This window comes from Nostoc sp. CHAB 5836 (assembly GCF_020829445.1).
Classification (GTDB): Bacteria; Cyanobacteriota; Cyanobacteriia; order Cyanobacteriales; family Nostocaceae; genus Nostoc.
Window position 1 is genome coordinate 1 of sequence record NZ_JAIVFV010000020.1, and the last position, 14,818, is coordinate 14,818.

Consider the following 14,818-nt stretch of genomic DNA (forward strand, 5'->3'; position numbering starts at 1 on the left):
AAAGCCTTGGTCGATAAACACGCAAGTTAGTTGCTCACCAATGGCTTTATACAGCAAGAAGGCCAAAGTAGAAGAATCCACTCCACCAGACAGCGCCAACAGCACCCTGTTCCACTTGGCTGAATACTGTACTACGGAAATTTTTTTCAGATTCGCCATCTACCAATACGCGATCGCGGGCATTAATGCTGATTTTACCAGCATTTCCCTGTCCTAAAGTACTGGCGCTGAGTTGAGCGCCGTTGGTGATGGCTATACTACCTGCGTTAATCTCAATTCCATCTGATTTACCTACACCCCCCTGTTCCACTTGGCTGAATACTTGACTCAGAAAATTGTTCCCAGATTCGCCATCTAGCAATACGCGATCGCGGGCAGTAATGCTGATTTTACCAGCATCTCCTTCTCCTAAAGTACTGGCGCTAAGTTGAGCGCCGTTAGTAATGGCAACATTACCTGCGTTTGCGTTAATCTCAATTCCACCTGATTTACCTACAGCCTCCTTTCCTACCTGGCTGAGTGCAGAACTGCGAAATCCTAAAGAAGATTCCCCGTCAAACACGACATTATCAGTGGCAGTCACTCGGATTGTACCCGAATTTCCTTTTCCGACAGTATTGGCTTCCAGATAACCGCCATCAGTCACCTCAACGGTACGTGCGTTAATCTCAATTCCACCTGAGTTACCTACAGCCTCCTTTCCTACCTGGCTGAGTGCAGAACTGCGAAATCCTAAAGGAGCTCCGCTAAATACCACCTGATCAGTGGCAGTCACTCGGATTGTACCCGAATTTCCTTTTCCGACAGTATTGGCTTCCAGATAACCGCCATCAGTTACCTCAACGGTACGTGCGTTAATCTCAATTCCACCTGAGTTACCTACAGCATCCTTTCCTAGTTGGTTGAGTGCAGAACTGCGAAATCCGAAAGGAACTCCGCTAAATACCACCTGATCAGTGGCATTTATTTCGATATTTCCCGCCTGAGTTCCAGGTGAACCCAAGCCTGGGTTTATTCCAGCTAATAACTGACTTCCTCCCAAAACATTTACGTTACGACCGTTAATCGCAATACTACCGCCACTCCTATTCTGAACAACTGCTTCCTCAGAGAGTGCAACATTCACCACTGCTTGGTTAGAGAGGGATACATCAGCTCGTTCAACATCATTGGGAAAACTTAAAGAAGCTACTCTTGGGATTCCTTGGGACTCTTGGACATTTAAACCGACTATTCCCGCACCAGTCAATCCTCCTAACTCAATGCGACCCCAAGCTACCTGCGACTTTCCACCATCAAGGATGACATTTCCACCGACCAGCGCCAAAGTGTTCTCCGGGAGTAAGGCAAGAACAGCAGATGATTGATTGACAATGCTTGCTGAATTCTCTCTCAAGCGCAATCCTACAGGAATATTCACTGTCAGCAGTGGCGGGGAAAGGGGGTTTGTGGCGCTAAACTCCAACCCATTATCAAACACTAGGCTATTTGCGGTAGAAGCTACAAAGGAACCTCCCATATCCAAACGGGCATTGGGGCCAAAGACAATTCCATTAGGATTAATGAAAAACAGGTTGGCTGGGCCCAAAACCCCCAGAGTTCTTAGAATATTCGAGGCATTACCTCCTGTCACCCTACTCAAAATATTCGTAATTCCGCCTGGATTTGTAAAATAGGCTCCTTTTTCAACAACATTAAATTCTTTGAAGCTGTGGAATAAGTTGTTTCCTTGAATTGCTCCCCCATTAATCTGGTCAATAGGACTGCCATAAAGAGTGCCTTCTACTACAACTGAACTTTTATCGCCTAGAGTTCCATCAGGTGTAATTTCTGCTTTTGCTGGACAGGGAGCAATACAAGACAATAAAGCCAACACAAAATTCACCCCTATAGATAGCTGACAATTCAGGTCATGTGGAAAAGCTAACACGAAACCTAACCCCCCAGCCCCCTTCCCTACAAGAGTTGGGGGAGAACTCAAAGCCTCTCCCCTTCCAGGGGAGAGGTTTGGAGAGAGGTTTTTGATATGACCTGAATTGTCAGCTATAGATAGAAGTAAAGTATTGGATAGGAGCGATCGCTTGGGATGTTGCATAATTTTTGACTTCTAAACCTTTGTTAATCAGAGATTTTGTGGCAAAAAATTTTAAAAAGGATTCGCAACTATTGAGAAATAAATACCGTCTTCCTGCAAAGTCCTGCCTCTGTCTTGAATATCTGTCAATGGAATGCCATAATCAAGGCGAACATTCAGGCGATCGCCCATTTGCCACTGTAAACCCAATCCCAACCCCAGCAAAGTATTCGGATTTGGGTCTGCATTGCCAGAACTATTCCAACCCACACCAAAATCAATAAACGGCACTACTTGCAAAACTCCTCCGACGTTTTTTAGCCGCAGTACTGGTAATTGTACTTCTGCTGATGCAAAAAAGCCGTTATCTGTCAAGAGAATATCTTGTCGATAACCCCGAACACTACCCAGACCACCCAGCCCAAATTGCTCTAAAGGCACAAGGGCACGGGTTGAGAATTGCAGGTCAGAACGGATCACCAGTAAAGTCTGCGGTGCTAAAAGTCGCACGTATTGTCCTTGCCCCCGCCAAGAAAAAAACCGACTATCAGGAGCCTCATTGTTGACGGTAGCATTGAAAATATCTAAACCCAGGTTAAATTGAGAGCGCAGGCCTAAGGCTTCTTGAAAATTCCGCTGCTGATATTCTTGGAAGAATTGTAAAGCAAAGATGCGGGTTTCTCCCTGTTCATTAGCACCTGCTGACAGGGGAAAACCGCTACCTCGCAGTTGAGATTTGCTTTCTTGTCGTAACGCGGATAGACCCACAGCAAATTCTCTGTTGGGAGATAAGATTAAAGGTTGACGAAAACCTAACTCGAAGTAATTGGAATTACCAATGATATCTAGGCGGTCAAAGGGTGGTTCGACAATTTCAGTACTGGTCAACCCACCTCTAAGGGTAATTGTGCCATTCCTAGGATTAACAGGTATATTGTAGCGCAAGTCAAAGGTGTTGCTACCATCAGTATTGATATATTCCAGATTCAAGCCATCGCCAAAACCGAATAAATTTCCTTCGTTAATGCGGACACCGCGTCGTAAGCTGCCAACACTAGGCGCACGACCATTATCTAGAAAAAATTCTGTATTAAAGGAGTCGGCTTCTACTACCTTGACTGTGAGTAAACTTAATTCCGGACGCGATCCAGCAGACAATTCGGCTGATATATTCTGAATTAGGGGGTCAAGTTGCAATAGTTGCAAAGCTGACAGTAAACGCTTTTGATTTAAGGGTCTAGCGGTGGCAATAGCTAATCGGCTACGGATGTAGTTCGAGTTCAACCGTCGTGTACCCGTCACCGCAATTTCTTCTAGCCCACCTTCAATAATCTGGATTTTGACAACAGATCCCTGTTGAGATAAGGTTTGACCAGCCGGAATCACAGCACCACAATTAATATACCCTGCATCGGTATACAGTTTGGCGATCGCAGCCTCAACTTGTAGTAATTCTACAAAGGTTAGCGATCGCTTAGTAAATTGGGCAGTAACTTTAGTTAACTTTTCGTCGCTAAATGCCGTGTTCCCATCAAACTCAAATTTGCTAACGACGATACTTTCAGGAAGGTCTAAGGGTTCTTCAGAGGAGGGAAATGTTTGAGGAGGAAGTTCAAGGAAAGGTTCTGGTGGTGGCTGTGGGATTGGGATTGGCTGTTTTGGCTTTGAGTCGAGAACCTGAGACAAAATTGGGTCTAATCTTAGTTGCTTCAACTTTGATAAGCCTGTTGTCAGTACAGGAATCCGACGGAATTGATCCTGGTTCGTCAACAGACGAGTTTCTGACAAAGCTAAGGTTTCAATTTTTTCAACAGACTTTCTCTGACTTTTAATAGCCAAGACATCAGCCAAGGCACTACCCTCGTTCAAAGCAACTAACACTCCTAAAATTCTGGCAAATTTTAGAGCTAGTGTTAAATCCCAGAAGCATACACAGCATATTTTCCCCATTTTTATGAAAAAGATGACTATTTTTTAAATCATTCTGCCACCACCATAGTCAGACAAGCAAAGAACTCTAATTTACAGCAATTTATCACCTCTTTAACCCAATACGCTTGGGATAAGACTAAAACCGTTGTCCAGTGGACAGTGTAGAGACGTTGCAATGCAACGTCTCTACAGGCCTATGGTTCTCGAGAAAATCCTTAACCCAACCGTATTGCTCTTTAACCCGGATTTCTCATGAGCGATCAAAAGTTAATACCAATTCTTTGTGAAGTTGCATAGAATTTGACCCCACACGCCGGATGCACAACGAAGGGGAGACCCCAGACGCTCTCTACGAGACGCTAAAAGCGAAGGCAGACTCGCTCTCCGTGGCGCTATGCGCTAGCCTCTACCCTTGGGAGAAGGGGAGAGGCTAGCGCCAACTCTTAGGAGACACTACGTGAACGCGGAGCGTCTCCTAAGAGTTGGCAGAAGACCACACTGGCTCCCGAAAGTCGCCTCACGAAGAGCGAAGAGGGGAAAATCCAGTTCCCTCCCCGAAATCGGGGAGGGTTAGGGTGGGGTTCTTTATTATGCAGCTTCATATTAAATTGGTATAAGTGCTAAAGAAACACCTCACAAACCATACCGCCTGGGGATGGTAGAGCGCTAATCACGATTAAACAACTATAAAATTGTCTTCGGTTAGTGGCAGTCCACTCTTGATTTGTGCAAATTGTACCTGAGTAAACTTGCTTTCACTGCCATCAAGGTCAAAGTATAGCGCACCTGTAGTATCGTCATAGATAAATCTTTGAGCCCTCGTTGTTGCAGATACTCCAAGGGTAAAGTCCGTATCAAAGTTTAAGTCGCCACCAAAATTATCAGCTGATAGCTGAATGAAATCATAAATGGGGCTGAAGTTATAAAGAGTATCAGTGCCTTGATTGTAACTATCGAAAACAAAGATATCAGTACCATCCCCTCCATAAAGGCCGTCATTTCCGTTGCCACCATTGAAAATGTTATTACCTAAAGCCTCAGAAGCACTAATATAATCATTGCCATCGCCACCATTGACTAGGCTATCCCCTGTTGAAGAAACAACCAAGAAATCGTCACCTGTCCCCCCATCTATGGTATCATTACCACCACCACCACCGTAGAGAGAATCGTCGCCACCTCTGCCTACAATATTGTCATCGTAGTCTGTACCACTGACATATAATCGTTCAATATTCTTGTAGCTAACCCGATTCGTGCCTAGGGTAATAGAACCACTGTTATTGATGGAATTGAAAGTCGAAACTATCCCCTCGCCCTCCGCAGCTTGGTAGTTAGAGAACAACAACAAATCGTTACCTGCACCCCCGTCGATGGTATCTTTGCTGCCACTACCGCCGCCCCCGTAGAGGGAATCGTTGCCATTGCTTCCTACAATATTGTCATCGTAGACAGTACCGGAGATATCTAATCTTTCGATATTCTTGTAGCTAACGACATTTGTGCCTATCCTCATTGAGCCAATGTTAGTAGTAGCATTAAAAGTCGAAGTGATTCCCTGGGTACTTTGATAGTTAGACAACCATAACAAATCGTTACCTATACCCCCATCGATGGTATCATTGCCATCTATGCTCCCAGTGATGGTATCATTACCATTGCTCCCCACAATATCGTCATTGTAGACAGTACCATCTATGTTTAATCCTTCGATATTCTTGTAGCTAACCAAAATCGTATCCGCCCTAATCGAGCCTTGATTAGTGATACTATTGAACGTCGAAGTGATTCCCTTGGTAGCATAGATATACGAAACGCTCAACAAATCTTGACCTGTATCCCCATCTACTGTTTGAGTCAGTAAATCAGAGGGAGAAGTATATAGGACGAAAGAGAGAGAATCATCGCCATCCCCTCCATTAAGAGTGTTATTGCCAAAAACTTCATCAGGGCTTCCGGAGTAATCATAGTAGCTAGAGATGGAGAGATTATCATTGCCATCGCCACCATTGAGTAGGTTATCGCCTGTTGAATAATTAGCACTTAAAGTATCGTCACCAGTACCACCGTTGAGGGTGTTATTGCCAGAGGTGGCAAATCCGTATCTGTCACCAGAATTGCTAGAGGTGGAGAGATAATCATTGCCATCGCCAGCATTGAGTAGGTTGTCGCCTGTGGAATAATCAGCACTTAAGGTATCGTCATCAGCACCACCGTTGAGGGTGTTATTGCCAGAAGAGGCATTAGTATATCCCTCGAAGTCGTTGTGATCCCCAGAGGCGGAGAGATTATCATTGCCATCATCTCCATTGAGGATGTTATTACCTGTTGAAGAGCTAACAGTTAATTCATCAGTACCATTACCACCGTTAAGGATATTATCGCTTGTTGAATAATCAAGCCTCAACTCATCGTCACCTTCACCGCCAAAAATCCGATCATTGCCATAACTCGTATCATTGCCACTACTACCCCCAAAGAGATAATCGTTGCCATTAGTTCCTACAATATTGTCATTGTAGGTTGTACCATAGATATCTAATCCTTCGATATTGTTGTAGTTAAGCTCAGTCCTCCCAGCCGTAATCGATCCACTGTTAGTACCAGCATTAAAAGTCGAAGTTATTCCCTCCGTAGCATTGATAAAACTTACTGTTAAAAAATCCTCACCTATCCCTCCATCTACTGTTTGAGTTACTAAGGAAGACGGGGCAATATCTGGGATCATCAAAAAGAAGTCATCGTTGCCATCCTCTCCATTGAGGATGTTATTACCTGTTAAAAATTCAGTACTGAAGGTATCATCACCAGCACCACCATTGAGGGTGTTATTACCTGTTGAATAATTACCACTTAAGGTATCATCACCAGCACCACCATTGAGGATTTTATTCCCTGTTGAATCATCAGCATTTAAGTTATCATTACCACCACCACCAATCAGGGAATCATTCCCCATACCAGCAATCAGGGTATCATCGCCCACACCACCAATCAGAGTATCATTGCCTGCACCACCTCGCAGCAAATCGTTGGCACTCATGCCATCGATACGGTCATTGCCCCCCTGACCATTGATGACATCGCTGAAGCTTTCTAAACCCATAAAGTTGTTGTCGAGGTCATTGAGGAAAATCACCGTGTTCTTGATATCCAGGCTCGTTTGAGTCGAGTCGGCATCTAGGACATTAAAGCTGTTGGTGATGCTAGTTTGCCCTGCAAACAGGATATTGCCGATCGCTGGTCTTGCTTGAGAAACTCCCAGGTTTTTCAAGTTTTCTAATTGGAAGTTTTGCAGGATGACTGTTGTATCATCTGTATCATCTACTGTTTCAAAGCTGATTTCCAAATTGTTACCATTCTGGGTCAGCAGCATATTTCGGGCAGTTAAGTCATAGCTTTGGAATTGGATAGTATCCACTTCGGCAATGACTGCTGCTGAGGGATTGGTATCTTTACCCACTCCACTGAAGTCCGTAATGGTATCTGTGCCGTCACCGGAATTGTAAACAAATATATCCTTGCCATTGCCACCAGTCAGGGTGTCATTGCCCTCGTTACCTGTAATCGTATCGTTACCTGCTTTACCATTAATCGTGTCCGCTAAATTATCACCCACTAGGGTATTATTACCATTGGTTCCAATGATATTTGCCATAACTTTACTTACCTCAATTGATTTTTTCAGTAACTTCACTTTTCAATTTACATTTTGTGCTGTTTTAGGGCACAGAGAATTTGCCGACATTTGACGTTTTCGGCATACTTCATACATCACCATTGAGGCTCAGTAATATTTCTCTCAATACTGCGTAGGTTTTTAATATTTGTAGGTTGGGTTGAGCTCGTGTTTTACCCAACAAACCCCGCTCTTAGGTTGGGTTTCGTTCCTCAAACGCCACGTGCTTCAAGTCGGGGAACCCGCCCAACGCAGTGGCTCCCCAACCTACACATTTTTTATTTTTTTGCCAAAACCTACGCAGTATTGATATTTCTCTAAGACTTACCCCTGGACTGACTTCTATGTAAAAATTCTCTTAGCTGTCTCAAACCATTTAATAACCTTAAAATAACTGTACAGTTAATATCTTACTTAGATGTCTATACTTAAAGAGGCGTCTTTGCATACTCTTCACATAATTTGCCGATAAGTGTATAAATATAACTACTGAGCTTTGTGTGTTCTTCATATTCTTCTATGCGCAGGTCAGGGAACAGGGAAAAAAGCAATAAAGGTGTACTGAGTTTTTTTCAAAAATCAAGTAGGAGTTTTATATATACTAAAAACGGTTTAGGGCTTTACTTTTAAAATCGCTAAGACATAAAACTGAACAAGGTAGGACTAGCCTTTTCAAGGTGAGTAAAAATTTTGGTCAATAAATTCCTCTTTCAGATCTATCCCCGTGTGGAGTGGAACTTCTAGTCAGATAAATTACTCTTAGTCTTCAAGGGCACGGAGAACCACGAGGGAAAAAAGAGATTTTACGAGTCACCTTGAAAGGGGTAGTCCTACAAGGGTATTCTGACGACTCAGGTCTTTATTCTGTTTCGACAAATACAATACTTCACAAGCAACCTGCATAATTTAGATTTAATTATATGTATAGTGAACAGACTTGTTTGAAAACTTGACAGAGTAAGAATATAGCCGACTCTCAGAGAATTAAGGAAATATCTTGTAGAACAAGTAGCAAAAGGAATTCATCATCAACTCAAGTTAATTAAAAGACTAGGATATGGCTTTCGTAACTTTAGCAATTTTCGATTACGCAGCTTATTCAACTGGAATTTTACTATTATAGGACTTACGCAAGTGTCACAAAAAATCAAAGCTTTTAGTTGGGAGCATCTCACCTTTGCAAATATACCTGGCGATTAGAAATCACGGCTATACAGACAAAACCCACCGACCTGGGTTTCAAATTCTTTGAGTTTGCGTAGGCGGACGAAAGTTTGTGTAGCCGCGAATTCCATTGGCCAGATCAAGCGTGTTTTTACACTCATTGAGATGCTCCCCTTTTAGTTTGTAGTGAGGACTTTAGTCCTCACTACAAACTAAAAATAATATGCCAGTTGCGTAAGTCCTATATTAACTATCCATAAAAGTAGCCGAAGAATCCAAAAATGTTACATGAATGATAAAATTGGACTTGGATAACTCAAATAAAAAAATAATCTGTTTTACTTTGATAACTTATATATATTCCCTTTGATTATGAAACTTCTGAAGCCCCTTGGTAAAGTTTTACAACAGGCTGACCTCATTTCATCTGAGCAGCTAGAGATTGCTCTCAAAGAGCAATCTCTAGCTGCTAAGTTGAAGCTTGGTGAAATTCTAGTGTTGCATGGATGGCTTAAACAAGAAACGGCTGATTTTTTCGGAGAGGAGTGGCCGGCTTTAATGGAGCATAAATCAAAACAGCCCTTGGGTATATATTTAGAAGAAGCTGGGCTATTAAATGAATATCAAATCAGAACTATTCTTGCTGAACAACCAGAGAATAAACTTGCCTTTGGCGAATTAGCAGTACTTAAGGGGTGGTTGAAACCTACTACAATTAAGTTTTTTTTGGAGCATTTTGCTTTAGAATCCCAACTGCACCAGCAGGAAGAAGTTTTAAATAATCACAGGTTAGCGCAGACAGGACAATCGCATTTGAAAATGGTATTGCCACAGCAGAACAATTTTCAAATCTCGAACCCCTTTGAACATTCAGCTTTTGCTTTCAATTCGGGAGAGCAGGAATCAGCACAGTTAGAACTGTTTAGCCTTAGTACTATAGAATTATTCAAATTAGATGAAAAAGCTAGTTGTCCGAAAGCTTTGCTGGCAGAAGTACAATTCTGGACAGATGGACAACCGATTCTCAGTGAAAAACTTTATCAATTGCTTGGGGAATCGTCAGATCATATTCCCGCAGGTGCAGAAGCAGCAACAGTGCAACAACTAGTACAAACCTGCTTGATTAACAATTGGGAAACTCAAGTCGCAGCTGAACATTTGCAAGGGATACGTGAAAGCATGATCAACAATCAGCAATGCGATCCGTTATTTTTGTTGGAACTGTACCAGCAAATTTGGCAAGAGGGCGAATCACCAACCAACGACAGTCCAGAACAGGCAGAATTGTTGCATATAGGATTGATAATCCAACAACAAGACAAGCTGAAACTTGGCAATCGCATTTACCAAGCAGTTTTTAATTGCAATTGGGTAAACCTGGAGTTAGAGAAAATACTTTGTGCCTCATTGGCAAATACAACCATCTCACCAACTAATAATTTGAATGTTAGCAATATCATTACTCCACCTAAATCTAAAGTAACTAAACGATTTTTGATATTGCTAGCAATAGCTGTTTTAATGGTCTGTGGTTCTGGCTTGATGTTTTTAGGTTTCAGTGTATTTAGATGGTTACAAGTAGAAATAACTTTCAAACGAGGTAATGTGTTATTGCAGCAAGGAGAGTATCAACAAGCGATTAAAAAATATAACAACCTTTTAAAAGTTGATAGCAACTACTACCAATCTTGGACTAACCGAGGCTATGCACTATCTGGACTCAAAGACTACAAGCAGATGCTAGAATCATGCACTACAGCAACGATCATTAAACCTGAAGCTGTTTATGCCTGGAATTGCAGAGGTGAAGCGCTATATAACCTCAAACAATATGATGAGTCGATCACGGCTTTTGATCAAGCGATTAGACTCAACTCCAAAGATCCTGTGTTCTGGATTAATAAAACTGAAGTACTACTAGTACTCAAGCAAGCAGATGCAGCCCTTACTACTATTAATCAAGCAATTGAGCTTTTAAAACAAATTGGGGAAGTTGAACACAAAGATGCAAATACCAAAGAGTTAGCCATTGCTTTTAGCTATCAAGGTAAGGTTTTATTGCAGAAACAAGAATATGAAGGCTCTCTAAAAGCCTATGAACAGGCCTTAAAATACAATGGTCAATACTTTGTGGCTTTACGGGGTAGAGGGATTGCGCTACAAGGCTTAAAGCGAGATGATCAAGCGATCGCACAATTTTATTTTCTTCTAGATCATCAGCAGCTGAGTGATAGTCAAAAAGTTGAGGTCTGGTACTATTTAGGGTTGAGTCTGTGTAATTTCCAGCAAACCGAAAAAGCGAAGGAGGCTTTCGATCAAGCCTTGAAACTCAAACCCAATTACCAACCCGCAGAACGAGGAAAAGAAACTTGTGACCAAATTACTAATTCGTAATTAAGTAGGTTGGCGCAATTAAAGTTAACTGGCTAAGGCTGTCACTTGTACTGCCCTTCTCTACGAGAGGCTGCGCCAACGACTACGCAGTTCGACTGAGTTAAAATGGCCACCAAAAAGGCTTGGTATCAGTGTACGTACGGCTAAGTGTCCGAGCATCGGAAGGCTGTGCTTGCTTAAAATCCCTACCCAACATTTCGTATAAAGCTTGAGAGGGGTTATCAACTGGTTTAAGAATAAATAAAACCTCAGCGCTGTAATGATTGCAACCGATGCCTCTGCGTTCGACAGCACACACCACAGGTTGATCCTTAAGCTTATCAGCCGTTAAATATTTAGAACTACCCGTATCATAGACAGTCTGTAAACTTTTAGCTGCATTCTGGCAATTTTGGACAGCATTCACCGCCGAGAAATATTTCGGGAGAAAATTCAACATCATGTAATCTTTAGTAGTTCCGTCTTTGGCTAAACTCAAAATCACCATTGGTGTAGTGCCGTTAGTGTTACAAGTTACTTGTACACTGTTAGCTCTACTGGGCGCAGAGACTGCTACTATAGCACCTAGAGCTAATATTGGGGCTGTTCCCATAGTTACCCAAGACTGCCACTTGTTCATATTACTTAACCCGTTTTCTTGACCAAAATTTCGGCTGGAATATAAACTCAATAATAATATCATTTTTAGTTAGATTTACTTAAATTCAACTAAAAAAACATTCAAGTAATTTTCCCGTGGGGTGATTTTCCCCTATGCAAAATGAAACAAGTCCTTCGCCAAATTTTAATTACTAGTAGTGCTTATATCTGCTGTCTAATTGCTTGTCTCCCTGTTGTAGCACAAATTTCTTCAGATGACACACTCCCCGATGGACAAACCGTAGTTTCACCCGGGACGACACCAGGGCTGGATTTTTTAATTACAGGCGGAACACAAGTCGGTAGCAACCTCTTTCATAGCTTTCGAGAATTTTCTGTTCCCACTAGTGGCGAGGCTTTTTTCAGTAACACCCCAGCTTTTAACAACATTAGTAACATCATTAGCCGAGTTACAGGTGGTTCAATTTCTAACATTGATGGCTTAATTAGAGAAAACTACGGTGCTAATTTTATCCTGATTAATCCCAGTGGTATTAACTTTGGTGCTAACGCTCAACTCAATATTGGCGGCTCGTTTTTGGCGAGTACGGCAAGTAGCCTCAAATTTGCTGATGGCGCAGAATTTAGTGCTACCGATTCAACTTCTTCCCCTCGGCTAACGATTAGTGTGCCAGTAGGCTTGCAATTTGGGCAGAATCCGCAAGGGATTCGCGTCCAAGGTCAAGGGCATAATATTAGTCTGGAAAGTGCGATATTCTCACCCTTCACCAGAGGAAACACCGCCGGACTAAAGGTGCAGCCAGGTAATACCCTAGCTTTGGTGGGAGGGGGAATTATTTCCGAGGGGGGAACGCTCACAGCCGAGGGCGGACGCATTGATTTAGGTAGTGTGGCAGGAGGTTTAGTAAGTCTCAATCCCAGTCCTCAAGGCTGGAATTTAGGTTATCAAGGGGTGACAAACTTTCAAGATATTGCCTTATCTCAAAAGGCATTAGCAGATACTAGTGGCCCAGGTAGTGGCTCAATTCAGTTGCAGGGGCGAAACATTTCCATCCGCGATGGCTCGATCGTGTTAATTCAAACCCAAGGAGCGCAATCAGCAGGGGGGATTAACGTCAATGCCTCTGAATCCTTATCCTTAGTGGGCACTACAACAGATGGGCAGATTTCAAGCAACTTATTTGCAGAAACTATCGGCGCTGGTAAAAGTGGAGATATTACCGTTAACACCCCTCGCTTAGTAATTGAGGATGGAGCAGCCATATCTGCGGCCACTTACACAGATGCTCGTGGTGGAAATATTGATATTAAAGCTGGTGATTCTTTACAAGTGTCAGGATTCTCACCATTTAATCCCAGGCGATTCAGTAATATTACGGCAGCAACTTTTGGGGCAGGGAATGCGGGAAGTCTTACAGTGTCAACCCAGCAATTAACTGCGCTTTCCGGAGGGAATATTGCCTCTATAACTGCTGCTACTGGCTCTGGTGGAAATGTAACTGTAAATGCCTCGAAGTTAGTAGAATTGATCGGTGTAACACCATTGGTTTTCACTCCTAGCCAAGTAACTGCTGGTACTGGCGGCCCAGGAAAAGCTGGCAGTGTTACAATTAATACTCAACGCTTGGTGGTCAAAGATGGTGGTAGAGTTGATGCTTCCACCTTAGCCAGCGGCCCTGCTGGTAGCGTCACTATTAACGCTCAAGATCGTGTAGAGGTAAGTGGCAAAGTCCCAGGCTCTGTAAATCCTAGTTTGATCATCTCCTCAGCCAACATAGTTGATCCGTCCTTGCAACAGCTATTAAGAGTGCCTCCAGTGCCCAGTGGAGCTTCTGGAGATGTGACAATTAATACTGGACAACTGCTTGTTAAAGATGGCGCAGAGGTTACAGCGAGAAATGACGGCACTGGGAATGCAGGAACGTTGCGGGTGAATGCTGGCTCTATTTTGGTGGAGAGTCAAGGTGGAATCACGGCGGCTACCAGAGGGGGTCAAGGTGGCAACATTGATTTACGAGTCCAGAATTCCTTACAGGTGTCGGGTGATAGTCAGATATCTAGCGACAATTTTGGTGTAGGAGCCGGTGGAAGATTGACGATTGAAGCGAGTCAGGTGATACTCAACGATCGCGCCTTGTTATCTGCTGCCACCACATCTGGTGAAGGTGGTAACATATCTCTGCAAACGAATTCCTTACTAATGCGCCGTAACAGTCAGATATCTGCCACTGCTAGAGGAAGTGGTAACGGAGGCAATATTAATATTGCTGGCTTTAGTCGGGCGAACTTTGTCACGCTTTTAGAAGGTAGTAAGATTACTGCCGATGCTGTTGAGGGTATGGGAGGAAATATCAGTATCAATACCAGAGGATTCTTTGTGTGTCCAACTTGTCAGATTACTGCTAGTTCGCAACTGGGAATCGCTGGAGAAATCAGCATCATTGCACCAGAGGCCGAAAATAATTTTGAGGTGATCGATTTACCACAAGAAGTAGCTAAACCAGAGCAAGTGGTAGCTCAAGCTTGCCCTGGGACAACAAGTCAGAATAGAAGCGAATTTACCATCACCGGACGTGGAGGATTGCCACCTCGACCGAGTGAACAGCTAAGTAGTGGAGCTTTAATTAGTTTTGAGCCTGTTAATAGCAGTGCTGCTACAGAGGTGAATAATACTTCGCAACTGCCACCTCCAGCTAGAGGTTGGTATGTTAACGCCCAAGGTGTGCTAGTTCTGGCCAGCGAAGCGCCTAATCCGACTCCCTATAGTTCTGGGTTAAGTTCATCTAATTGTCACTAAGTAGAGCGACGCAAATAAAGCTAACTGGCTAAGGCTGTCATTTGTCATTTGTCCTTCGTCATTTGTAAGGGTTTAAGGTGTATTTACGTTTTGTTACATAGTTTGGTTTATTCTTGCCGACTTACTTAAGTCTTTTTTATGAAAAAAGTAAAGGTTCAAAACCGGACTTCGTCCCGCT

General features: G+C 42.9%; 6 protein-coding genes and 3 pseudogenes. 3 read left to right on the top strand and 6 right to left on the bottom strand.

Annotation, left to right across the window (positions count from 1 at the left end):
• From LC605_RS06340 to LC605_RS33265, 4 genes and pseudogenes are all read right to left on the bottom strand, one after another.
• Positions 1 to 111, bottom strand: a pseudogene (locus LC605_RS06340) (hypothetical protein); the annotation flags it as partial.
• A 1,012-nt stretch (positions 112 to 1,123) separates the two neighbouring features.
• Positions 1,124 to 2,095: pseudogene (locus LC605_RS33260) on the bottom strand (filamentous hemagglutinin N-terminal domain-containing protein); the annotation flags it as partial.
• A gap of 51 nt (positions 2,096 to 2,146) precedes the next feature.
• Positions 2,147 to 3,763 carry a ShlB/FhaC/HecB family hemolysin secretion/activation protein gene (locus LC605_RS06350; protein ID WP_229546755.1) on the bottom strand — a complete coding sequence of 539 codons (1,617 nt, stop codon included), beginning with the start codon at positions 3,761 to 3,763 and terminating at the stop codon, positions 2,147 to 2,149.
• A gap of 919 nt (positions 3,764 to 4,682) precedes the next feature.
• Positions 4,683 to 7,664, bottom strand: coding sequence for a calcium-binding protein (locus tag LC605_RS33265; protein WP_306426847.1), 2,982 nt, complete (start codon positions 7,662 to 7,664; stop codon positions 4,683 to 4,685).
• Between the two features lie 1,035 nt (positions 7,665 to 8,699).
• Between LC605_RS33265 and LC605_RS06370 the strand changes: the two are divergent.
• Positions 8,700 to 8,804, top strand: a pseudogene (locus LC605_RS06370) (transposase); the annotation flags it as partial.
• Positions 8,805 to 8,881: 77 nt separating this feature from the next.
• Here the strand turns inward: LC605_RS06370 and LC605_RS32820 are convergent.
• Positions 8,882 to 9,010, bottom strand: a complete 129-nt coding sequence (locus tag LC605_RS32820) for a hypothetical protein (protein ID WP_267868433.1) — start codon at positions 9,008 to 9,010, stop codon at positions 8,882 to 8,884.
• A 211-nt stretch (positions 9,011 to 9,221) separates the two neighbouring features.
• On the opposite strand from LC605_RS32820, the gene LC605_RS06375 reads away from it, so the two are divergent.
• Positions 9,222 to 11,243: a tetratricopeptide repeat protein gene (locus LC605_RS06375; RefSeq protein WP_229546718.1), complete on the top strand. Its 2,022-nt coding sequence runs from the start codon at positions 9,222 to 9,224 to the stop codon at positions 11,241 to 11,243.
• A gap of 100 nt (positions 11,244 to 11,343) precedes the next feature.
• On the opposite strand, the gene LC605_RS06380 is transcribed toward LC605_RS06375, so the two are convergent.
• Positions 11,344 to 11,862: a COP23 domain-containing protein gene (locus tag LC605_RS06380; RefSeq protein ID WP_229546719.1), complete on the bottom strand. Its 519-nt coding sequence runs from the start codon at positions 11,860 to 11,862 to the stop codon at positions 11,344 to 11,346.
• Positions 11,863 to 12,003: 141 nt separating this feature from the next.
• Here LC605_RS06380 and LC605_RS06385 point away from each other — a divergent pair, with 141 nt between their 5' ends.
• Positions 12,004 to 14,640: an S-layer family protein gene (locus LC605_RS06385; RefSeq protein WP_229546720.1), complete on the top strand. Its 2,637-nt coding sequence runs from the start codon at positions 12,004 to 12,006 to the stop codon at positions 14,638 to 14,640.
• The last annotated feature ends 178 nt before the right edge of the window (positions 14,641 to 14,818 follow it).

What these genes read in the sequence shown, in the direction of transcription:
- LC605_RS33265 (WP_306426847.1), bottom strand. Translation starts at nt 7,664, where the DNA reads ATGGCAAATATCATTGGAACCAATGGTAATAATACCCTAGTGGGTGAT.
- LC605_RS32820 (WP_267868433.1), bottom strand. Translation starts at nt 9,010, where the DNA reads ATGAGTGTAAAAACACGCTTGATCTGGCCAATGGAATTCGCGGCTACA.
- LC605_RS06375 (WP_229546718.1), top strand. Translation starts at nt 9,222, where the DNA reads ATGAAACTTCTGAAGCCCCTTGGTAAAGTTTTACAACAGGCTGACCTC.
- LC605_RS06380 (WP_229546719.1), bottom strand. Translation starts at nt 11,862, where the DNA reads ATGAACAAGTGGCAGTCTTGGGTAACTATGGGAACAGCCCCAATATTA.
- LC605_RS06385 (WP_229546720.1), top strand. Translation starts at nt 12,004, where the DNA reads ATGAAACAAGTCCTTCGCCAAATTTTAATTACTAGTAGTGCTTATATC.